The organism is Pseudomonas sp. EA_65y_Pfl2_P78 (genome assembly GCF_963970495.1).
GTDB lineage: Bacteria > Pseudomonadota > Gammaproteobacteria > Pseudomonadales > Pseudomonadaceae > Aquipseudomonas > Aquipseudomonas baetica_A.
Genome location: NZ_CAXAON010000023.1, coordinates 22,470 through 42,690 on the forward strand (window position 1 = coordinate 22,470; position 20,221 = coordinate 42,690).

The following is a 20,221-nucleotide window of genomic DNA, read 5'->3' on the forward strand; positions in this document are numbered from 1 at the left end:
ATTTTTCAGGGACGACGCCCATGAATGCTTCATTGCAGAGCGCTGCCGCGCAAATCCGTCAGGCCGTTCGGGTCGCCACCGAAGGCCTTGTAGGGCGTGAACAGTTGGCGGAGCTGATTGTTCTGGCCGCTGTGGCGCAGGAGCATATTCTGGTCATCGGCCCACCGGGCACCGCGAAAAGCGCGGTGGTGCGGCGGGTGGCGCAATCGATGGGTGGGCGTTATTTCGAATACCTGCTGGGGCGCTTCACCGAGCCGTCGGAGCTGTTTGGCGCGGTCGACCTGAAAAAGCTCCGTGAAGGCACGGTAGAAACGGATATCAGCGGTATGCTCCCGGAAGCCGATATCGTCTTTCTCGACGAGGTTTTCCTCGGCTCGACGGCGATCCTCAATACCTTGCTTGGCGTGCTCAACGAACGCCGTTTTCGTCGAGGTCACACGCAGATTCAGTGCCCGTTGCGAGTGTGTGTCGGCGCCTCCAATGGTCTGCCGGATGATGAAGCGCTGGCAGCCTTTGGTGACCGATTCCTGCTGCACCTGTTTGTCGAGTCGGTGCCGGACAATCAGCTTGAAGCGATGCTCGCCGGCGGTTGGCAATCCGAGCAGCGGCCGGTTCAGCAACTGCTGGGCCTGAGCCAACTGGACACGCTCGGCCAGGCTTTGAAAAACGTCGTCATGACGGCTGTTCGTCCGGCACTGGCCCAGGCCATTCGCCGACTGCGCGAGGCCGGTATTCAGTTGTCGGATCGACGCATCGTCAAATCCCAGCGCCTGATCGCCGCCGCGGCATTGCTCGGTGGGCGACTTGAGGCCAGCGAAGCGGATCTGTGGCCGTTGCTGTATGTGCTGCCGACCAAGGAAACCCAGCAGCATGGTCGCGAAGTACTGCGCGAGATCTTCGCCCAGTCCAATAACAGTCATTTGTTTAGCGCTGTGGAAGAAGCCACCTTGCAGCCGATGTCGCGGCTCAGTCGCTTGCTGGAAACCGGCGAGGATTATCTGGCGCGCAACGAGCCACCGGCGAGTGCCTTGCTCGAAGGCCTGCTGCGCGAAATCGACGCCAATTTCAACGAACAGACCATTCCGTCGTCGTTGCAGGATGTGCGCGGTCAGGTGGCGCGTCTGCTGACGTCTGCGGCATGACGATCAAACCGATGAGTTGGGCCTGGCAGTCACGGCGCACGCCGGTCAGACCCCAGGCCGCCGTGGCGTGGGGCGACGTCGCGCGGCGCTTGCACGCACGGTTGCTGTCGATCCCCGAGGAACAGGCCGGGCGCCTGCAAGCCACGTCCAATCGTGACGTGTTGGTGGTGACCGGTGTCGCAACGGATCTGCCGTGGGTCGACGGCGTGGCATATGCGGCGATGGACGACCGTGCACCGGGGCTGTGGCTGCCAACCAGTTGGGAGCCCGACCGGCCGACAGACCTGCTGGGGCTTGCGCTGTCCAATAGATTCGCGCGGGCGCCGCTGCTGCTCTGGCGCGAGCCAGCCGCCGTGGTGCCGCTGGATCGTTTGTTGCCAGTGACTGCGCAGCATTTGCAGCGCATTGATGCTTATTGGGCGGGCCGCTGATGCAATTACCGGAATCGCTGCACCCCTGGCGCGACTGGCTGCAATGGTTTGCCCCAGAACAACTACCCCTGTTTGCTGACCTGTTCGGGCGTCTGGATCCGGTGCTGGGTCCGCTGCGCGGCCAACAGCAGGGCGGGGTGCCCGAGCCCGACGGCTTGGCCGATCTGCAACGTCGTGGCCCTTATGAGCGGTTGTTGTCGAGTGAATGGTTGCTGGCCGATGAAGTGCCCGACGAGTTTCTGCGCCGGGCCGTGGTGGGTGAGCATCTGTTTCTCGCGCCGCAATATCGCTCGCATCAGGCCAGCCGCTTGATGGTTGTGCTGTTCGATGCCGGGCCGCTGCAACTGGGCGCCGCGCGTCTGGTTCACATGGCCTTGCTGATCCTGCTTGCACGTCGTGCCAAAGACGCTGGCGCCGAGCTGCGCTGGGGCATTTTGCAGCAGGCACCGGAACTGCATGCGCTCGACAGTGCAGCACAGCTCAAATGCTTGCTCAGCGCCCGTACCTTCAAAACCGTTGACACCGGGCACTGGCAGGCCTGGCGTGACGGATTGAATGCGCAACCGGAGCCCGTCGGCGAGTGCTGGCTGGTGGGCCAGCGCTTGTCCGCGACCGAGGGCTTGTCCTGCACCCATCGCGTCCAGGTATCGCGCAGCCTCGACGGACGCAGTCTGTCGGTGGCGCTGCAAGCGGCGGGCTCCCGGCGCGTGACTTTGCCGGTTCCCGATGAGCGCCTGGCCTTGCAGTTGCTCAAAGGCCAGTTCGAAGGCGAAGTGGTCGCGACTGCGCCAGCCGCCAAGGGGTGCGTTCCGCGTGTGTCGCTGACCTTGCCGCCAGTGATTTCCAGCGCGGGTACCCATGTCGCCATGAAGATGCTCGATGAACCGGGCATGGTGGTGATCAAGTTGCCGGCACAGAACCAGAAGAAGCCGATCGAGATACGCCGCAATCTGTGGGCTGTCGGAAAAACACCGTTGGCTCCGACGTTCTTTGGCAGAGCTTTGGGTGCCGTTCTGAGTGACGCATGGAAATTGTCGTTCTGGAACATGCCGGGCCTTAAATCGGTCGACAAGCCATGCCCCGAAGAACTGAAACTGCTGCCCGGCACTGCCACATTCCTGCCGGTGGCCGGATTGCGCAATCACTCGAGCGGCCGATTGTTCTTGCTCGATACCCAGGGGCATCTGGCGTTCTGGGTGCTGGAGACCGGGCGCTCACCGGCCAAGCCCTTGCCCCGGCATACTCATCACCTGACGAATAATGTCTTGGGTCTGGCCAAGACGTTCGGCAGCACGGCGACTTTTGTGCGCCGCGAAGGTAATCGCTTGCACGCACACACGGTTGACCCTGACGGCGAGGTCTCGGCTGCAGTTGACGTGGGTTTGGCCGAGCACATCAGTCAGGTGCTGTTTGTCGGCGGGCGGCGCAGGTATCTCGATAGCTGTGCGTTGCTGACCTTGAAAAATGACGAGTGCGAGAGCTGGCGCGTGGTATCGGCCGACGGCTCTGCTTTCGAAACGCAAAGAATTGACCTGGCACCCGGCTGGAAAGGTATCGGCCTGCTGAAAGAGGACAATGAGCCCTATTCCCTGCTGTTGCTCGGTCGGCAGGCCGTAGCCATTCATTACGAAGGCGAGCAACGCGTGTTATTCACCACTACCGATACCATCGCCAAATCAAGTTTTTGCCCCATGAGTGGCGTGCTCGCCGTGCTGACCAGCACCCGCGAGTTGCTGGTGTATTCGGTGCCGCAGCGCCTGATGCGCCTGCAAACGTTCTGCAACGATCAGCCGTACAAGAAGGAAGGCACCGATGACTGGACATGACGCGGCATTGATCCGCCGTCCGCTCTTGACCGGGCACCAACACATCGAGGGCCTGTGGTTTTCCGCCGATCGTTTCGACGAAAGCGAACGCGCCCGACTGCTCCTCGAACACTGGCAAACCGAGGCCCGGGCCTACCGTTTCGCCGACGGTGATCTGTTGCGCTTTCGCCAGCCCATCGCCGTGCAATGCGAGGCGTTGACCGGTTGGCCGCTGACTCGTCAAGGCACCGCACTGTGTTCGGCGCTGCTCGATCCGCAGGAAATGCGCAACCTGCCGGCTGCCGACCTTTGGCTGGTGCGCGGCAGTCACGTCAGTGCCCTGCATTTGCGCGATGCCGTGGTCCTGGCACCGGGTGACTGGCTTGACATCAGTGGCCTCACCTTGCTCGACACCTATGACTGTCGCAACGTGCTGCCGGAGCCAGTGCTTGAGCCCGTGACCGTGGTCACCGACCTTCGGGAAATTCTTGGCGACGCGTTGCGTCCGGTCAGCCCCGAGCAGGCACAGGTCATGAAAGCGTTGCTGGAACGTCAGCAAATCGCGGCGAAGGAGCCGGCCTATCAAGCCGTCACGGCGAAAGAAACGGGGTGGACGCAATCGGCTGACACGCCTTTGCCGTGGCTGAAGCTCGTTGTGACCCTGGCGATTCTGATAGCGGTTTTATGGATGGGGTCGCAGGGACAAAATCCCGGACTGCAAGGCTTGCCGGCGAAAACAGCGTCGCCGGTCTCGGTGCAAATCAGCGCCATCGTGGTCGGGACGTTGATCGGCGGGATTGCCCTGACTCTGATATTGGCCGGGCTGCGCCACCTGTTGCGCCGACCGGCGCCAGTGCTGCCTTCGGCTCCCCGTGTCGCCGAGCCCGGCATCGACGCCCGCGCCACACCGGTCAAAGCCAAGCCGTCGCGCTGGCGGCGCTGGGTGACGCGCCTGACTGAAAATTCGCGTCTGTCGGCTCTGTATGGCAAACGTCAGGCCGCCTACATGCGGCGCATGCTCGATATGTTCGAGGACGGCGATTTCGAAGAGGCGCTGCGTCACGCTATTCCATTGGGCAGCGAGCAGAGCAGCGGCGAGCAATCGTTCGGTACGCCGCAGCGCCGTGAGGATCTGATGATCGACCACGGCCGTGGACCCACGCGCTCGATCAGGTTCGAACACGACATGGAAGCGCATCTGCGGCAGATCTACCGGCAGACCTTTGAGCGTCTGGATCGCGAGGGCCGCATTGAGGAAGCGGTGTTCGTGCTCGCCGAGCTGCTCAAGGTGCGTCAGGAGTCGCTCGACTATCTGGAGAAGCACGGACGGCTGCAACAAGCCGCCGACCTCGCGCTGGCCTGGGATATGCCGTCTGCGATGATCGTGCGCCTGCTATGTCTGGCCGATAACTGGCAGCGCGCCTTGCTGGTCGCCCGGCGTGACGACGCGTTTGCAGCCGCCGTGACATTGCTGCAAGGCAAGTGGCCGGACAGCGCCGACCGTTTGCGTCTGGAATGGGCCGAATCGCTGACCCGCAAGGGCCTCTGGCTGCAAGCCGTCGAGGTGATCTGGCCGCTGACCGCAGAGCGCCAACGTGCTGCCCAGTGGCTGCTGGATGCTGAAGCGGCGGGGGGGAAGCTAGCGTTGGGCGCATTGGTGAAACGGGCGGTGCTGTTGCCCGATACCTTGCAGGCTTACGCCGAGTGGGTCGAGCAACTGCGCGATGATCCGGCGCGTCACGCCGAGCGCGCGGCATTGGCCGAGATTTTGTTGCAGCACAAGACGCACGTGAGTGCGCTGGCCTGGCTGGCCGGTGCCATCGTGCACGCGGTGCTGGCCGACCAGATCGACGGCCATTGTCGCTTGACGCATCTGCAATTGCAGGCACTGGTCAGCATGAGCAAGGACAAACTGTTGCAGGCCGACCTGCCGGGGGCGTTACCGACCCTCGCCGCGAGGGTCTCGTTGTCGCAAGTGGGTGAGCCACTTGAATGGACAGCCCCGTTCATGGGCAACCGCAAGATTCTCGATGCGGTGCCGCTGGAGCAGGGGCGTTATTTGCTCGCGTTGGGCGAGGCGGGGGCGATGGTAATCGATGCGCAAGGTCAGAGCCTGTGCCATTTCCCGGTGCCGGCACACGACATAGTGCTGGCCCATGACCGGCAGGTCGTACTGGTGCTGGCCCGACGCGATGATGTCTGGCGTATCAGCAAGCTCGATCTGGTCACGCGCAGTGCGACAGATCTGGGCGTGCAGCGGTTTGACGTGTTCGCCCGGTCATTCGACGGTTTGACCTGGACCGTCGGACGGGATCGGCAGGTACGGGTAGTCGATGTCGATCATGGATTCGAAACCCTGTGGCATGTCAGCGATTTGCCGGGTCAGGTCTGCGGCATGAAAGATGATGCGCAAAACGAACTGCTGTGGCTGACTCACCCGGACCAGGGCTTGTATCTGTGGCACTACCGCTTGCCCGAGCGTCGGCTGATCAGTCGGGATTTGATGCCGGCCTTGCCAGTGGGCAGTTTCCGGTTGCTCGACACCGATGGTCGGGTACTCGGCGCAACACTCAAACTGGCTGACAATGAAGATCCTGTTCTGGTGGTTGAGTGGATCGGCGGGCGCAAAGGCTACCGGTTACCGGGGCTGGATGCGCAAGAAAGCGATGGGCTGGATGTGTATCTGCATCTGCATGGCCAATGGATGCTGACTCGTTACCTGATCAACGATCACCAGATGCGGTGGCATTTCATTCATCGCGGCAGCGACCAACTCTGCGCCACGTTGCAATGGCCTTTGCACGGTGCGCAATTACGCTGTTTCGGGCCCGATTTCTTGCTGTTCGATCACCATGGGCGTTTCAGTCATATCAACGTCGACGCGGCCACCCAACACAACCTTTCGCTGAATTGAACCGGCCGGGCCGCCTACGCTTTAACCCAGCGCTGGCGGCTCCACGAACTCAACCAGTCCACCGCAAACACCAGCACCAGCATCGCCAGAATCACCGTGCTGGCCTGCGCTTCCTGAAACAGGCTCAGGCTTACATACAGCATCTGCCCGAGCCCGCCAGCGCCGACAAAACCCAGCACGCTGGCCATGCGGATGTTGTTCTCCCAGCGATACAGGCAGTAGGCGAGCAGTTGCGGCGCAAGGTTGGGCAAGGTGCCGTAGCAGAAGGCGAGGATTGGGTTGCCGCCCTGCAAACGGATCGCTTCGGCGGGTTGCGGCGGGGTGTTTTCCAGGGCTTCGGCGAACAATCGGCCGAGCACGCCAGTGGTGTGTAGGGCAAGGGCGAGGGTGCCAGCGTTTGGGCCCAGGCCGGCGGCGAGCACCATCAGCGCGGCCCAGACCAGCTCGGGGATCGCCCGCAGGCCGTTGAGCAACAGGCGCGAAACACTTTGCAGCGGCCAGCCGAAACGCCCGGCAGCGGGCAGGGCGAGGAGGATGCCGAACAACGCCGCGAGCAGGGTTCCAATAGCTGACATGGCCAACGTTTCCATCGAGCCTTTGAAAATGGCTTTCAGGTAATCCGCACTCAGATCCGGGCTGAAAAAGCGCTGCACATACGCCGCCATCTGTTTCAGGCTGGTGGCGCTGCCCAGCTCGCTGATGTCGAGGCTCAGGTAAGTGAAAGCAGCGATGACGGCCACACCGATACCCGCGATCAGCAACAGATTGATCAGGCGATTCATGCCAGTCTCCAGCGCAGCAAGCGGCTAAGTTGATCGGCTGCGAGCACCAGCAGCAGGAAGGTCAGCAGAATACTGGCGACCTCACCGCCAGCGAACATGCGGATCGACAGATCGATTTGCTGGCCGAGCCCTCCGGCACCAACAAAGCCCATCACCACCGAAGCGCGGATCGCGCACTCCCATCGATACACCGTGTACGACAATAATTCCGCCGCCACATTGGGCAGAATACCGTAGGCAAAAGCAGCCAGTCGGCCACTGCCAGCCTGCAACAACGCGTGTGCCGGCCGCTGACTGGTGGACTCGAAAATCTCCGCGTAAACCTTGCCGAGCATGCCGCTGTAGGTGATGGCGATTGCCAGCACACCCGCCGCCGGCCCTAACCCGACGGCGCGCACGAACAGCAGCGCCCAGACGATTTCCGGCACGCTGCGCAAAAAGATCAGCAAGCCGCGAATCGGCCAGCGCAGCAAACGCCCCAGCCGACTTGGAACACCGCCCCTCGAGGCCGCGGACAGCGATAGGGCGCGACTGGCGATCAGGCTGGCCGGTATCGCCAATACCAGCGCCAGCGCCATGCCGGCTGTGGCGATGGCCAGAGTTTGCAAGGTGGCTTTGAGCAGTAACTGCACAAACGCTTCGTCGTGCGCCGGTGGCCAGAATTGCGCGACAAACCGGCCCATTTCATTCTGGCTGTCGGGTAGCAGCACGCCCAGATTCAGTTCACTGAGCTGGATCCCCGGCCACAACAAGGCAATCGCCAACACGGTCAACAGCAGCCGTGGCCATGCCGCGGGATCCCGTGAATCAGCGCTCAGCATCGTGGAATCTGCACAGTCAAAGGCGCCACCGCAGCCGTTGGCGATTGCATTTTTTCGTTGGCGTACAGTGCTTCGAGCATCTCGGGGCTGACTTGATCGCAAGGACTGTCGAACAGAATCTGCCCTTCTCGCAAACCGATGACGCGTGGAAAGTGCGAGAGCGCCAGATCCACCGCGTGCAGGCTCGCCACCAGCGTAACGTTGTGCTCGCGGGCATGCCGAGACAGGATCGACAGCGTGTGCCCGGCCATGACTGGGTCCATCGCCGAAACCGGCTCGTCGGCCAACAAAATCTCCGGCGCCTGATACAGCACCCGAGCGATGCCGACGCGCTGCAATTGGCCCCCCGACAATTGCTGGCAATGGGCGAACAGCTTATCGCCCAGATCCAGACGCGCCAACGCCGCGCGGGCGCCGGGCACGTCCAGCGGATGGAGTAGATTCAACAAACTTTTGCCCAGACTCCACTGCCCGAGTTTGCCGGCCAGCACCGCCGTGACCACCCGTTGACGCGGCGGCAGGGGCGGTGCCTGGTGCACCAGACCGATACGCGCGCGCAGGCGCTGCCGTTGGTGCGCAGACAACTGCCAGGCGCGCTCGCCTAGCACTTGGATCTCACCGCTGCTGGGCCGCAGAGCGGTGGCCAGCAGGTTGAGCAAACTCGATTTACCAGCGCCGGACGGGCCGATGATGGCGACCTGTTCGCCGACGCCAATCTGCAAGTCGATGCTGCGAAGCGCGTCGACTCCATTGGCGTGACGCAGGCTACCTTGGGTGAGGCGTAAGGTCATTTCAGCAGATCGGCAGCGCGGGCGGCTTCCTCGATGCCCTTGTAGTTCTCAGGCTTGGTATCGATGAAGCGGCTGGCCGCCTGCAGATCAAGAATCTTCTTCTGCTCAGGGTTGGCCGGGTCCAGATCGAGGAAAGCTTTTTTGATCTTCGCCGCCAGTGCCGGGTCGAGCGTGCCGCGCACGGTCCAGTTGTAATCGAAGTAGGGCGGGGTGGTGGCGAAGACTTTCACTTTTGTGGTGTCGACCTTGCCGGCATCCACCAGTTTCTGCCAGACACTGGCGTTCAACACACCCGCGTCGACCTTGCCGGCCTGCACCCAGGCAACGGTGGCGTCGTGGGCGCCGGAGTAGGCGACGCGGCTGAAATACGCTTCCGGCTTAATGCCGTCATTTTTCAGCATGAAGTAACGCGGCATCAGGCTGCCGGAAGTGGACGACACGGAACCGAAGGCGAAGGTCTTGCCTTTCAGGTCGGCCAGGCTCTTGACGTTCGGGTCAGCCGTGATGAATTTGCTGGTGAACTGCGCGTCCTGTTCGCGCTGCACCAGTGGAATCACCGGGGTGGTGGCGTCGGTCTTCAAGCGCGCCTGAACAAAGGTGAAGCCGCCCAGCCAGGCCATGTCGAGACGGTCGGTGGCGAGTGCTTCTACTACCGCCGGGTAATCGGCCACCGGCACGAACTGCACCTTCATGCCCAGTTGTTGTTCCAGATAAGCGCCCAGTGGCTCGAATTTGCGCAGCAGCTCGGTCGGGGCCTCATCGGGAATGGCGCTGACCTTCAGCACATCGGCGGCGTGCGCCACCAGAGCGGAAAAGGACAGGGCCAGACCGGCCGTCAGTGCCAGGGTTCGCTTGAGCATGGGAATCTCCGTTTCGTAAGCGTCAATGTCGGTGCGCCTGTAACTGGGCGCAAAGTCAGGTTAGACGAAACGGCGAGGTTATACGCATTCGACGATCCAAAGGCCAGTGTTGACAGGCGCCGCTTATAAATGAGCGCGGCGCGAGCAGCTTGTTCCCGGGCTTTAAGGTCAGTTGGACTCAGGCAATCTGGCAATCACTTTGATCTCGAAATCGAAACCATACAGCCAGGTCACGCCCACTGCGGTCACGGTCGGATGTGGCGCGTCGCCCCAGAATTCTGAAAGAACCACATTCCTGATCGCCTCGTGCTTCGATTGCGGGTCGACGATGAAGACGGTGACATCCACCACGTCGCCGAAGGTACAACCGGACTCATTGAGGATGGCGTTCAAATGGCTGAAGGCCAGGCGCACCCGGGTTTGCAGATCCGGCTCGGGTGAGCCGTCCTCGGTGCTGCCGACTTGTCCCGAGACAAAGAGAAAGCTGTTGGAGCGAATGGCCGCTGAGTAGCAATTGCGCTCGTAAAGCGTTCTGCGTTCAGGAGGAAAAACTACGTCGCGCTGCGTCACGGGGTGTCTGCCTGGCGCGGCAGCGATACCCACGGTACGGCTGCGCGTCGATGTGCCTAGCCCATCTACGCGTCCGATTCTGATGCCCGTATTGCCCGAATTTCACGCGCGCTGCCCGGATATGCAGTTCGACATGGGCGTTAGTGTTGGCATCGTCGATATCATTGATGAAAACGTCGATTGCGTGGTGCAAGGCAGTGAACTGCTGGATCAGTCGCTGATGGCCCGCAAGGTCGCGGATTTGCCACTGGGCGTGTTTGCCGCGCCTGCTTATCAGGCCCGCGCCGGCACATCGCGTCGGGACGGCGCGGAATGGGAGTCCTCTGGCTGCCCACGTACATGTCCGACGCCCATGTAGCACGAGGGTGAGTGAGTGCCGCTGTTCGAAGATTGGCAACTTGAGCCGATGCCTCTGTATGTAGCGTATCCGCCCAGCCGGCATGTAACCCTGAAGTTGCGAGTGTTTATCGATTGAGTGGTGGCGTTGATGACGTAGTGAGTGACTGGTTTGCTTTTTGCTTGTACGACTGCGATGCCGTCAAATAACTTACACAAATGGCGACTTGAAAGCCTGCAGTCGTGATGTGCATGGTTTTCGCCTCCAGGAGCTGCACCCATAATGAACATGTACATCGATATCGTCGGCGCCTGTAATTTAAGCTGCCCTTCCTGTCCGATGGGTAACTCGGAAAACCTCAATTTCAAGAAATCCATGCAACTCGACATGTTCAGGCAGATCGTCGAGAAAGCCAAACGTGAAGGTGTTCGCTCAATATTTCTCTACAACTGGACCGAGCCGCTGGTTCATCCAAAGATTGGCGAGTTTATCGAAATCGTTAACGCGGCGGGCTTGAACAGCGGTGTCAGCACTAACTTGAATCTGGCCAAGAACATGGAAAAAGCCTTGATGGCCGAGCCAGGGTTCTTCCGTATATCGCTCTCGGGTTTCTACCAGGAAACTTATGAGAAGGGTCATGTGGGTGGTGATATTGAAGTTGTAAAACAAAACATGATTGCCTTGCATGACATTAAACAGCGATATGGTTTAGCCACCCAGGTCGACGTTTACTATCATCGCTACCTGGACAACATGGAAGAAGAAGCGCTGATGCGCGAGTTCAGTGAGCGCTTGGGTTTCAAATTCACTACTGGCTATTCCGTGATGATGCCGCTGGAGAAGACCCTGGCGATTGTCGAGGGCGATTCCTCTGTCACCGAGACCGATCTCGAGACCCTGAAAAGGCTCGCGTTGCCGCCTTATGCTGATCTTGTGAATGTCATCCAAAACTATCCCCCGCAGATCTGTGTCCTGAAGGACGATTGGCTGGTAATTGACTGCAATGGCAATACGGTACTGTGTTGTTCGATTTTCAATCAGACCGAATATCAAGTGGGTAAGTACCTTGACATGCCCCTTGATGAACTGACTCGACGCAAATCCACGCAGAAAAACTGCGCCGACATGTGTGATCGATGCGCCAGCAAGGGCATGCATATCTACTCGATGAATAACAATCGGGGTGTGTTGGAGAGCCATGCGGTTAATCGCATCATCGATTTTCAACGACGCAGTATTCTCGAACTGCCGATTGATAGCGAACAACTTGGCCGGGCCGGCGAAGTCAGTGCCGAAAACTTCGATGAAGCCCAATACTTTCAATTGAATGAAGACGTCAGGCAAGCCGTTCAAAGCGGCGCTTTCTCCAGCGGCTACCAGCACTATTTGCTGTTTGGCCGTTTGGAGGGAAGACTCGGTGCCGGTGTCTTTACAGTGGTTTAAACAACGATCAGGCGGACAGCAGATGATCCGATAGCCAAACGATAAAGCGTTGGGCCATCGGACCGTTCTCACTGTCGCGATGGGTCGGTAACGCCCAGTTCGGGCCGCGAATCGAGTCTTCGACCAGCCATCAACCGTAGGCGTGATTGACTCTTTGTTCCATCAGGCTAACTATCGGCGGATAACAACATGACCGAAGGACCCTGCCTTGATCGAACGACGCCAATTCAGCGGAGGTATGAAGGGGAAAAACCTCCGCTATTTGAATGAACAATCAGCTGACACCCGCGTGACCCGCACTGGTTTTCTGCTGCTCGAACACTTTTCACTGCCGGCCTTCACCCAGGCGCTGGATACCATCATCACCGCCAATCTGTTGCGCGCAGAGTTGTTTGCTTCCCGCACGTTCGGGTTAGGCGAAGGTGAGGTGAACAGTGATCTGGGTTTGGTCATTCGCCCGGATGTGCGGATTGATCTGGCGGCCCTTCAAGAGCTTGATCTACTGGTGGTGTGCGGTGGTTATCGAACCGAGCTTAAGGCGACGGATGAATTGATCAGCCTGTTGCGCGCGGCGGCGGAGCGGGGCGTCAGTCTCGCAGGGTTGTGGAATGGCGCTTGGTTTCTCGGGCGCGCCGGATTACTCGATGGCTATCGCTGCGCGATTCACCCGGAGCATCGTCCGGCGCTCACCGAGATTGCCAAGGCCACGCAAGTCAGCAGCGAACCCTATGTAATTGATCGTGACCGGCTCACCGCGTCGAGTCCGTCCGGAGCTTTCCACATGGCGCTGGATTGGATCAAGGGCTTGCACGGCAAAGCGTTGGTCGAAGGCATCGAGGATATTCTGGCGTTCGAAGAGTCGCGGTACCGGCGGATCAAACCGGATGAAAACATCTGCGTGAGTGCGCCGTTGCGTGAAGTGGTGAAGTTGATGGACGCCAACCTTGAGGAGCCGCTGGAGTTGGAACAACTGGCGGTGTATGCCGGGCGATCTCGGCGCCAGTTGGAGCGCTTGTTCAAGGAGCAACTCGGTACCACGCCGCAACGTTACTACCTGGAACTGCGCATCACCGAAGCGCGGCGTTTGCTACAACACACCGAGCTTTCCCAGGTGGAAGTGCTGGTGGCCTGCGGCTTCGTTTCCCCAAGCCATTTCAGTAAATGCTACAGCTCATACTTCGGCTATCGCCCCTCAAGAGAAAAACGCCTCGTTAAATAACCCGAGGGAACTGATACTTGCCGGTCAAGCGCTTGGTGTAGTTCTCAGGCGCCGGGTGCGGTGCGGCGTTAGCATCGCCCTTCAACGTTACCGTCGGCACACTGATCGACGGTGCGGTGGCCAGTTTCTGCTCCAGCGCTGCGTATTTTACTTCGCCCTGCCAGCGCCGCTGGTTGCCTATTGCGCAGGGTGTCTTTGGAGAGGAACTGCGTATCGCCATAAGCTCGCGCCTAGGGCATCAACACTCGATAACCCTTGGTCGCCAGCAACGGCGTGCCATCTTCATGGTGACGTCTCCTGTACAAGCTCCTGGCCAAGGGTTCCTTATAAATCCTTCAAACCTTGAGTGCATTTGAGCGCAGGGACGTATCAGGCCTGTGTCGAAGCAGGTCATTGTTGAAAGGCGCTGTATCGCGGCGAGGGGTCATACAGAGTGTGATACACAGCGAAAAACCCACTGATCACTGGCCCGAAGCCGGGCAGAATAATAAGTCGCTGTTTTAAAACAAAAAATAATTCATTTCGTACTTCACAAACGAAAAGAATGTTGGTAAATTGCGCCCCGTTCTCGCAGTGATCCTCACGGAGCCGCTGACAAGAGCTGTAGGGGCGTCGCCAAGCGGTAAGGCAGCAGGTTTTGATCCTGCCATGCGTTGGTTCGAATCCAGCCGCCCCTGCCATATATCGAAAAACGCCAACTTCGCAAGAAGTTGGCGTTTTTTTATGCCTGCGATTTGTGCCACGACGGAGGAGGGCTGGCGCGCACGATGCCGGAGCACCGTACGCGCCCCTCACTCAGTGCGGTGCGCGCGGGATGGTTTTCATCAGGTCTTCGGGGCTGATGTGGCCGACCACACTGCCCGGTTGCGGCAGGCTGAGGATGTGGCCCTTCATCTTGCCAATGATGTGCATCTCGCACGGTTTGCAATCGAACTTCAGCGTCAGCACTTCATCGCCGTGGATCAACTGCATCGGCGCGACTTTGGTGCGTACGCCGGTCACGCCTTTGGCCTGTTTCGGGCACAGGTTGAAGGAGAAGCGCAGGCAGTGCTTGGTGATCATCACCGGCACCTCGCCAGGCTCTTCATGCGCTTCATACGCGGCGTCGATCAGCTTCACGCCGTGACGATGGTAGAAGTCGCGAGCCTTCTGGTTGTACACGTTGGCCAGGAACGTCAGGTGCGAGTCCGGGTACACCGGCGGCGGGGTGGTTTCAGCTTTGCGGCTGCCGCGTGGGTGAGCGGCGACACGGGCGGCAGTCAGGGCTTCGATCACTTCACGGCGCAGGGATTTGAGCTGTGAGTTGGGGATGAAGAACGCTTGTGGCGCATCGAGTTTGATGTCGGTGGCGTGGTACTGCGTGGTGCCGAGCTGGCCGAGCAGATCGCGCAGTTGCTCCAGCGCCTGCTCGGGCTTGTTGGCAACGCCGAACGGGCCGTCAAGCGTGACGCTGGCGCTGATGCCTTCTTCGCTGGTGGCGGTGAGGTCAAGCTGTTCTTCACGTAAGCGGGCGAGCCAGCTCAACGCCACGCGACGTTCGGAAGAAGTCTTTTGCAGCGCCTGTTGCCAGTTGTGATCGAGGTTGCGATTCAACGGATGGCTCGGGCGCAGCTTGTACAGGCCTTCCGGCATCTCGTTAGGCTCGACGCGATAGCGGTAGCGCTTCTCGCCGTCTTCTTCGAACTCGCCTTTTGGCTCAGCGATGTTGGCGCGGAAACCGACCACTTCCCGTTTGACCAGCACGTTCAAGCCATCACCGTTGGACAGCGGCTCGTGGGTCACGACCTGCATATCACGCTTGCCGACTTTCTCGACCGTGCCCACCGGCAGACCGGTGAACGTCGGCGAGTCAAACGCGCCAATGTCGATCTTGCGATCGGTCACGAAGTAATCGGTGCTGCCGCGATGGAAAGTCTTTTCCGGATCGGGCAGGAAAAAGTGCGCGGTGCGGCCGCTGGAGGCACGGGCCAGGTCCGGGCGATCTTCGAGCACGTCGTCGAGGCGCTGGCGGTAATAGGCGGTGATGTTCTTCACGTAGCCCATGTCTTTGTAGCGACCTTCGATCTTGAACGAACGCACGCCGGCTTCAACCAGGGCCCGGATGTTGGCGCTCTGGTTGTTGTCCTTCATCGACAGCAGGTGTTTTTCGTAGGCAATCACGCCACCCTTTTCATCTTTTAGGGTGTAAGGCAATCGGCAGGCCTGGGAGCAGTCGCCACGGTTGGCGCTGCGGCCGGTCTGCGCGTGGGAAATGTTGCACTGGCCGGAGAATGCCACGCACAGCGCGCCATGAATGAAGAACTCGATCGCAGCGTCGGTTTCGTCGGCGATTGCGCGGATTTCTTGCAGGTTCAGTTCGCGGGCCAGTACCAGTTGCGAGAAACCGGCCTGATCGAGGAACTTCGCCCGCTCCAGGGTGCGGATATCGGTCTGGGTCGAGGCGTGCAGTTCGATCGGCGGAATGTCCAGCTCCATCACGCCCAGATCCTGGACGATCAGCGCATCGACGCCGGCGTCGTATAGCTGATGGATCAGCTTGCGTGCTGGTTCCAGTTCGTTGTCGTGCAGGATCGTATTGATGGTGGTGAAGATGCGCGCATGATACTTGCGGGCGAATTCCACCAGTTCGGCGATTTCGCTGACTTCGTTGCAGGCGTTGTGGCGGGCACCGAAGCTCGGGCCGCCGATGTACACGGCGTCGGCGCCGTGCAGGATCGCCTCACGGGCGATGGCCACATCGCGGGCAGGGCTGAGCAATTCCAGGTGGTGCTTGGGCAAGGACATAGTTTTTTTAGTCAGGCTGTCACGGTTAGTCGCGCATTGTACCTGCGAAATGGCCGACCGGCACCCGTATGCCGATTCAGGTGTATTGAGTCCGCTGGCACAGTTCTGAAAATTCCATAACTGTGGTTTCTATCAGTTGTTTAATCGCCAATATTCAAACACATTCATCGCCCGATAGTCCGGTGTGCGCAGCTGTCTAAATTCCGGTTTGTTAGTTTGGGAATCAAGGGTGCCTGGTCATGAAAAAAACTGAATATTATGCAACGAATGATCTTGATGAAGAAACGCTAAAGGCTGGTACGGCTTGTGCCGTGAGAAATAATGTTTTCGACGTTAAATTCTCAACACCATTTCCGATGGTCGAGGAGGTTTTTCGGCGGCTCAGTTTATATATGAATCATTAAGCGAGGGCACTATCAGCATCATCGGTCGTAGCGCGCCATTGGATGAGTTTGTACAGCTTTCGATTGTGCTTGCGCGATCTATGGAAGATGGCACGTACGAATTCGTTCACTTTGGCGAAGGGGTTTCGGGAGTCTTTGTATCCCATGCCGGCATAATTACCCTTCTCAAAGGCGCAGTTTCTTTCAAGAGAGATAAAGTATCTAAAACAATTGAGGTGGTTTTTGAAACGGACTTCGAATATGACGAAGAGCATTATCATATTTCAAGTGAAAGCGTCTTTCTCAAAGCAACAGGTCCACTTTGAACTCAACGTGCTGCTTTACCCTTGAGGGCGGCGATACATTCAGCGTCGATGTCGCCTGCCCGCAAGCCTTAATGCGCAAACTGCTCATTAAGGAATTTGTGGTGTGATGTCAGGCCTTGGCGGCCATTGCGGTCACTTCCACGCGCATGCCTTCTACGGCCAGCGAGGCAACGCCTACGGCTGCACGAACCGGCCACGGCTTGGCGAAGAAGCGCTTGTAAACCTCGTTGAACGCGGCGCGATCAGCCATATCGGTGAGGTAGATGGTCAGGTGCATGACCCGATCCATCGAACTACCGGCACTTTCCAGGGCAACTTTCAGCGCTTGCAGTGTGCATTCGCTTTGTTCGGTAATGCCACCCAGTTCCAGGTTGCCATCGGCGCGGGTCGGAATCTGGGTGGAGACCATGATCCCGCCGAACGTCGCGACGTCGGAGGAAATGGAGTCGGCGTCCGGATCGGGGGTGAAGGTGATGTTTTGGTTGGCCATGGGAGTCCTTGTCTGAGCGAGTGAATATCGCGGCAGTTTACAGATTCCCTACGGACATGGCCCCTTCAGAGAAAACGTACTGGCAATCCGGATCACACAGGCAGCGTCGCCGCCTCTGCCGCGAGGGCTGACAGGACACTGGGTCGTGTAGCGACGCGGCGACTATAACTGGCGAGGGCCGGCCAGTTTTCTATGTCGATATTGAAGGTTGGTAGCCATGTGAGCACGGTGAACAGATAAGCATCGGCAACTGTGAACGTACCCATCAGATAGTCCTGATCCGAGAGGCTGCCGCTCAGGTAATCCAGACGTTTGAAGAGCTTTTGCCTGAAAACGGTTTTGATCGCTTCCGGGAACTCAGCACTGAACAGCGGGGCGCTGCCACCATGGATTTCGGCGCTGATGAAGTTCAGATGTTCCTGCAACCTCGAGCGCTCCCAGGTGCCGTTGGCCGCTGCCATTGCGTGGCCCGGTGCCTGATCCGCCAGATATTGAAGAATCGCCGGCCCCTCCGTCAGGACCTCACCGTTATCCAGTTCCAGCGCTGCAACGTACCCCTTGGGGTTGATCTTGCGAAAGTCGCGCCCGTCGGCGGTGCATTTGCTCTGGTTATTGACGCGAATCAGTTCGAACGGCAAGCCCAATTCCAGCAGGACAATGTGCGGGGAGAGGGAGCAGGTCATGGGCGCGAAATACAGTTTCATGGCACTTCCTGGCTGAAAGAAGGTGTCAGGATCACTCGTCGTCTCAGGCTTCGCAAAGGTCATTTCGAGTGTTAGCGTATGACAAAATCTCATGGCCATTGAACTTCACATGTTTGCCAGACTTCCTTCTCTCAACGGCTTGAAAGCCTTCGAATCCGCCGCTAGGCACATGAGTTTCACTAGGGCAGCCGAAGAGCTTAACGTCACGCAAACCGCCATCAGTCATCAGATTCGCCGGCTCGAAGAGGCGTTGGACGTGCCTCTGTTTCTGCGCCTCAAGGACGGTTTGGCACTTACTGAGCATGGTCAGGCCTATTTGCCCGGTATCCGTTCGGCATTCCAAGGGCTGCGCTATTCGACCGAACAATTACTGGCGTCGCGCAACAACAGTGTGTTGACCCTCAGTACCTTGGTATCGGTGGCGTCGAAATGGTTATTGCCACGTCTGCCGTCGTTTCAGCAGGCGTATCCCCATATTGATGTTCGGGTCAGCGCCTCCACCGATCTGGTGGATTTTCGCAAGGGCGGCATTGACGCAGCGATTCGTTATGGTCGGGGCGACTGGAAGGGTTTGCGCGCCGACTTCTTGATGTCTGATGAAATATTCCCGGTATGCAGTCCCGCATTGCCTGGCGGGGCGAAGGCCTTGAGCACACCAGCCGATCTTGCGAACCACACGATGCTGCAAGTCAGTGGCATGACCGCCGGAGACTGGAACACCTGGCTCAGTGCCGCCGGTCAGCCAGCGCAACTGGCCGAAGGGCCAAGGTTGACGTTTGATCTGGCGATGATGGCGGTGCAGGCCGCTGTGGACGGGCAAGGCGTATGCATGGGGCGTTCGACCTATGTCGCCGATGATCTGCGAGCAGGGCGACTGGTGGCGCCATTTGCTCTGCGCTTGAAAGATGATTTGGGGTTCTATCTGGTGGCGCCTCATGAAACGGCTGATTCGCAAAAAATAGTGGCCCTCAGGACATGGTTGCTGGCGTCGCAGGACAATAACGTGAGCGGTTCAATGGAGCGTGACCACCCTGCGACTTTCTCCAATCCTGATTCTGTCGAGGGCCCTGTTTAACGCATCAAGCGCGTCGAGAAGGGCTTTGGCCTCCGCTTCTCGACTATCCCCCCAGAGGCGTTCGGCCATTTTGTTCAACGCCTGGATGGCGCGTTCGATGTCTGCGGCTGTTGCGGTCTCTTGAACGACCGGCTGTTTCTTCGGCATTGCGACATCCTCGGCAAGTGCGTGCTATGGAAACGAGATAAAAGGGGTTCGATTGCTAAAGGGTATAACGTGTCGAGCACGAAGGCGTACGCTGATCATGTCATTGCTGCGCCAGGTGTTATGGGTGATGGCACCACAATCAATCCAGTAAGGCGCGAGTGCCTTGGCTGGCTCCTGCTCAAAGGGGTCGACATGCTGTCAAACCTTGAACTGCGCCACATCATCGAATCGGCTTTTTTGCCGCTCTCGTGCACATGTCAGATTGAGCCACAGGGTTATCTTCAGGCGCAGATCCATGACCCTCTATCGGGGCGGATAGAGTTGATGGTCACAGGCATTTCCATCACGTGTCTGAAAGGAAACCAGGCAATAACTGCACTCGTCGATGAAATTCGCGCAGAGCTCAGCCTTGCTCATGAAATGAGAGCGTGGCCGCGTGAAAGGGCGGCGTCCTCATCTCAGGCGTAAAACGGATAGTCGATGTAGCCGCGCTGATCACCACCAAAAAAGCTGCTCGGGTCCGGGGTGTTGAGCGGTAAGCCCTCGTGAATCCGTCGCGGCAGGTCAGGGTTGGCCAGAAAAGGTCTACCGAACGCGATGATGTCGGCGCGACCTGAGATCAGTGCTCGCTCGGCGGACTCGGCGTCATACCCGCCGGCCAGAATCAGAACGCCTTTCCAGGCTTGGCGAAGCTGGGCGATGATCGCGTCCCAGCGCGGGTCGAAGTTTTCGTCCTTGACCGTCCCGACCATCGCAGGCTCCACCAGATGCAGGTAGGCCAGATTCCATTGGTTGAGCATCTCGACGAGATGACCGAACGTAGTCTCGGGTGTGTCATCGCCCATGCCCATGAATCGTCCCATCGGCGTCAGCCGCACACCGACCCGTTCAGCACCTACTTCTTCAGCGACCGCCGCTACCACCTCCAGCAGAAAGCGTGCGCGATTCTCAACGCTGCCGCCGTAATCGTCTTCGCGCTGGTTACTGTTGCTGTTAAGGAATTGATCGAGCAGATAACCATTTCCGGCATGGATTTCCACGCCGTCCATGCCGGCATCCAGCGCGTTGCGCGCCGCTCCAGATACCGTTACCCTTTTCATCGACGATAAAAGTCTTGCCGGGCACGGGTAAGGCGCTGGGCGCGACCGGCAGACCGGCGTCGGGTTGGAAGCTTGGGTGCGAAACCCGCCCGACGTG

General features: G+C 59.1%; 18 protein-coding genes, 1 tRNA gene and 4 pseudogenes. 11 read left to right on the forward strand and 12 right to left on the reverse strand.

All coding sequences use genetic code 11. The features are described 5' to 3' along the window. Positions 1–20: 20 nt before the first annotated feature. Genes AACY02_RS17470 through AACY02_RS17485 form a run of 4 tightly spaced genes read left to right on the forward strand, consistent with a single transcriptional unit; the run spans position 21 to position 6,292 of the window. A complete protein-coding gene (locus AACY02_RS17470; RefSeq protein WP_339433021.1) occupies positions 21–1,142 on the forward strand; it encodes an AAA family ATPase in 1,122 nt (373 codons plus the stop codon). After that, positions 1,139–1,573: a bpX5 domain-containing protein gene (locus AACY02_RS17475; protein ID WP_339433022.1), complete on the forward strand. Its 435-nt coding sequence runs from the start codon at positions 1,139–1,141 to the stop codon at positions 1,571–1,573. Before AACY02_RS17470 ends, AACY02_RS17475 begins: the two co-directional genes overlap by 4 nt. After that, positions 1,573–3,399: a hypothetical protein gene (locus AACY02_RS17480; protein WP_339433023.1), complete on the forward strand. Its 1,827-nt coding sequence runs from the start codon at positions 1,573–1,575 to the stop codon at positions 3,397–3,399. Before AACY02_RS17475 ends, AACY02_RS17480 begins: the two co-directional genes overlap by 1 nt. Then, complete coding sequence (locus AACY02_RS17485; RefSeq protein ID WP_339433024.1) at positions 3,386–6,292, forward strand: bpX6 domain-containing protein; 2,907 nt, start codon at positions 3,386–3,388, stop codon at positions 6,290–6,292. The genes AACY02_RS17480 and AACY02_RS17485 overlap by 14 nt, the downstream gene beginning before the upstream one ends. 14 nt (positions 6,293–6,306) lie before the next feature. Here AACY02_RS17485 and phnE read toward each other — a convergent pair whose 3' ends face one another. From phnE to AACY02_RS17510, 5 genes are all read right to left on the reverse strand, one after another. After that, entirely contained in the window at positions 6,307–7,074 is a 768-nt protein-coding gene (gene phnE, locus AACY02_RS17490; protein ID WP_339433025.1) for a phosphonate ABC transporter, permease protein PhnE, read from the reverse strand. Then, positions 7,071–7,895, reverse strand: a complete 825-nt coding sequence (locus AACY02_RS17495; protein ID WP_221732563.1) for a PhnE/PtxC family ABC transporter permease — start codon at positions 7,893–7,895, stop codon at positions 7,071–7,073. Before AACY02_RS17495 ends, phnE begins: the two co-directional genes overlap by 4 nt. Further along, on the reverse strand, positions 7,889–8,686 hold the full coding sequence (locus AACY02_RS17500) for a phosphonate ABC transporter ATP-binding protein (protein WP_339433026.1): 798 nt from the start codon (positions 8,684–8,686) through the stop codon (positions 7,889–7,891). Before AACY02_RS17500 ends, AACY02_RS17495 begins: the two co-directional genes overlap by 7 nt. Continuing rightward, on the reverse strand, positions 8,683–9,546 hold the full coding sequence (locus AACY02_RS17505) for a putative selenate ABC transporter substrate-binding protein (protein ID WP_221732561.1): 864 nt from the start codon (positions 9,544–9,546) through the stop codon (positions 8,683–8,685). Before AACY02_RS17505 ends, AACY02_RS17500 begins: the two co-directional genes overlap by 4 nt. A 168-nt stretch (positions 9,547–9,714) precedes the next feature. After that, positions 9,715–10,116, reverse strand: coding sequence for a RidA family protein (locus tag AACY02_RS17510; RefSeq protein WP_339433027.1), 402 nt, complete (start codon positions 10,114–10,116; stop codon positions 9,715–9,717). A 7-nt stretch (positions 10,117–10,123) separates the two neighbouring features. On the opposite strand from AACY02_RS17510, the pseudogene AACY02_RS17515 reads away from it, so the two are divergent. Then, a pseudogene (locus AACY02_RS17515) lies at positions 10,124–10,591 on the forward strand (LysR substrate-binding domain-containing protein); the annotation flags it as partial. 144 nt (positions 10,592–10,735) lie between these two features. Further along, on the forward strand, positions 10,736–11,896 hold the full coding sequence (locus tag AACY02_RS17520; RefSeq protein ID WP_339433028.1) for a radical SAM protein: 1,161 nt from the start codon (positions 10,736–10,738) through the stop codon (positions 11,894–11,896). 19 nt (positions 11,897–11,915) lie between these two features. Here AACY02_RS17520 and AACY02_RS17525 read toward each other — a convergent pair. Then, positions 11,916–12,023: pseudogene (locus AACY02_RS17525) on the reverse strand (LysR family transcriptional regulator); the annotation flags it as partial. Positions 12,024–12,104: 81 nt separating this feature from the next. Between AACY02_RS17525 and AACY02_RS17530 the strand changes: the two are divergent. Next, the gene (locus AACY02_RS17530) at positions 12,105–13,115 is read left to right on the forward strand and encodes a GlxA family transcriptional regulator (protein ID WP_339433029.1); all 1,011 of its coding nucleotides are present in this window, start codon (positions 12,105–12,107) and stop codon (positions 13,113–13,115) included. A gap of 7 nt (positions 13,116–13,122) precedes the next feature. On the opposite strand, the pseudogene AACY02_RS17535 reads toward AACY02_RS17530, so the two are convergent. Beyond that, positions 13,123–13,275, reverse strand: a pseudogene (locus AACY02_RS17535) (alpha/beta hydrolase); the annotation flags it as partial. 445 nt (positions 13,276–13,720) lie between these two features. Here AACY02_RS17535 and AACY02_RS17540 point away from each other — a divergent pair. Continuing rightward, a tRNA-Gln gene (locus AACY02_RS17540) sits at positions 13,721–13,795 on the forward strand. A 115-nt stretch (positions 13,796–13,910) separates the two neighbouring features. Here the strand turns inward: AACY02_RS17540 and AACY02_RS17545 are convergent. Further along, complete coding sequence (locus tag AACY02_RS17545) at positions 13,911–15,899, reverse strand: peptidase U32 family protein (protein WP_339433030.1); 1,989 nt, start codon at positions 15,897–15,899, stop codon at positions 13,911–13,913. Between the two features lie 442 nt (positions 15,900–16,341). On the opposite strand from AACY02_RS17545, the gene AACY02_RS17550 reads away from it, so the two are divergent. Then, positions 16,342–16,608 (forward strand): hypothetical protein, encoded by a 267-nt coding sequence (locus tag AACY02_RS17550; protein WP_339433031.1) that lies wholly within the window; start codon positions 16,342–16,344, stop codon positions 16,606–16,608. Between the two features lie 109 nt (positions 16,609–16,717). Here the strand turns inward: AACY02_RS17550 and AACY02_RS17555 are convergent, their stop codons facing one another. Next, positions 16,718–17,098 carry a RidA family protein gene (locus tag AACY02_RS17555; protein ID WP_339433032.1) on the reverse strand — a complete coding sequence of 127 codons (381 nt, stop codon included), beginning with the start codon at positions 17,096–17,098 and terminating at the stop codon, positions 16,718–16,720. Between the two features lie 92 nt (positions 17,099–17,190). After that, positions 17,191–17,802 (reverse strand): glutathione transferase GstA, encoded by a 612-nt coding sequence (gene gstA / locus AACY02_RS17560; RefSeq protein WP_339433033.1) that lies wholly within the window; start codon positions 17,800–17,802, stop codon positions 17,191–17,193. Between the two features lie 109 nt (positions 17,803–17,911). On the opposite strand from gstA, the gene AACY02_RS17565 reads away from it, so the two are divergent. Then, positions 17,912–18,877, forward strand: a complete 966-nt coding sequence (locus AACY02_RS17565; protein ID WP_339433092.1) for a transcriptional regulator GcvA — start codon at positions 17,912–17,914, stop codon at positions 18,875–18,877. Here AACY02_RS17565 and AACY02_RS17570 read toward each other — a convergent pair. After that, entirely contained in the window at positions 18,815–19,024 is a 210-nt protein-coding gene (locus AACY02_RS17570) for a hypothetical protein (RefSeq protein WP_339433034.1), read from the reverse strand. The two genes, AACY02_RS17565 and AACY02_RS17570, sit on opposite strands and share 63 nt — an antisense overlap. Here AACY02_RS17570 and AACY02_RS17575 point away from each other — a divergent pair. After that, positions 18,998–19,492 (forward strand): DUF1652 domain-containing protein, encoded by a 495-nt coding sequence (locus tag AACY02_RS17575; RefSeq protein ID WP_339433035.1) that lies wholly within the window; start codon positions 18,998–19,000, stop codon positions 19,490–19,492. The genes AACY02_RS17570 and AACY02_RS17575 overlap by 27 nt on opposite strands. On the opposite strand, the pseudogene AACY02_RS17580 reads toward AACY02_RS17575, so the two are convergent. Continuing rightward, positions 19,483–20,221 (reverse strand): annotated as a pseudogene (locus AACY02_RS17580) (oxidoreductase); the annotation flags it as partial. The gene AACY02_RS17575 and the pseudogene AACY02_RS17580 overlap by 10 nt on opposite strands.

What these genes read in the sequence shown, in the direction of transcription:
- AACY02_RS17505 (WP_221732561.1), bottom strand. Translation starts at nt 9,546, where the DNA reads ATGCTCAAGCGAACCCTGGCACTGACGGCCGGTCTGGCCCTGTCCTTT.
- gstA (WP_339433033.1), bottom strand. Translation starts at nt 17,802, where the DNA reads ATGAAACTGTATTTCGCGCCCATGACCTGCTCCCTCTCCCCGCACATT.
- AACY02_RS17500 (WP_339433026.1), bottom strand. Translation starts at nt 8,686, where the DNA reads ATGACCTTACGCCTCACCCAAGGTAGCCTGCGTCACGCCAATGGAGTC.
- AACY02_RS17570 (WP_339433034.1), bottom strand. Translation starts at nt 19,024, where the DNA reads ATGCCGAAGAAACAGCCGGTCGTTCAAGAGACCGCAACAGCCGCAGAC.
- AACY02_RS17565 (WP_339433092.1), top strand. Translation starts at nt 17,912, where the DNA reads ATGTTTGCCAGACTTCCTTCTCTCAACGGCTTGAAAGCCTTCGAATCC.
- phnE (WP_339433025.1), bottom strand. Translation starts at nt 7,074, where the DNA reads ATGAATCGCCTGATCAATCTGTTGCTGATCGCGGGTATCGGTGTGGCC.
- AACY02_RS17520 (WP_339433028.1), top strand. Translation starts at nt 10,736, where the DNA reads ATGAACATGTACATCGATATCGTCGGCGCCTGTAATTTAAGCTGCCCT.
- AACY02_RS17470 (WP_339433021.1), top strand. Translation starts at nt 21, where the DNA reads ATGAATGCTTCATTGCAGAGCGCTGCCGCGCAAATCCGTCAGGCCGTT.
- AACY02_RS17475 (WP_339433022.1), top strand. Translation starts at nt 1,139, where the DNA reads ATGACGATCAAACCGATGAGTTGGGCCTGGCAGTCACGGCGCACGCCG.
- AACY02_RS17555 (WP_339433032.1), bottom strand. Translation starts at nt 17,098, where the DNA reads ATGGCCAACCAAAACATCACCTTCACCCCCGATCCGGACGCCGACTCC.
- AACY02_RS17545 (WP_339433030.1), bottom strand. Translation starts at nt 15,899, where the DNA reads ATGTCCTTGCCCAAGCACCACCTGGAATTGCTCAGCCCTGCCCGCGAT.
- AACY02_RS17485 (WP_339433024.1), top strand. Translation starts at nt 3,386, where the DNA reads ATGACTGGACATGACGCGGCATTGATCCGCCGTCCGCTCTTGACCGGG.
- AACY02_RS17480 (WP_339433023.1), top strand. Translation starts at nt 1,573, where the DNA reads ATGCAATTACCGGAATCGCTGCACCCCTGGCGCGACTGGCTGCAATGG.
- AACY02_RS17495 (WP_221732563.1), bottom strand. Translation starts at nt 7,895, where the DNA reads ATGCTGAGCGCTGATTCACGGGATCCCGCGGCATGGCCACGGCTGCTG.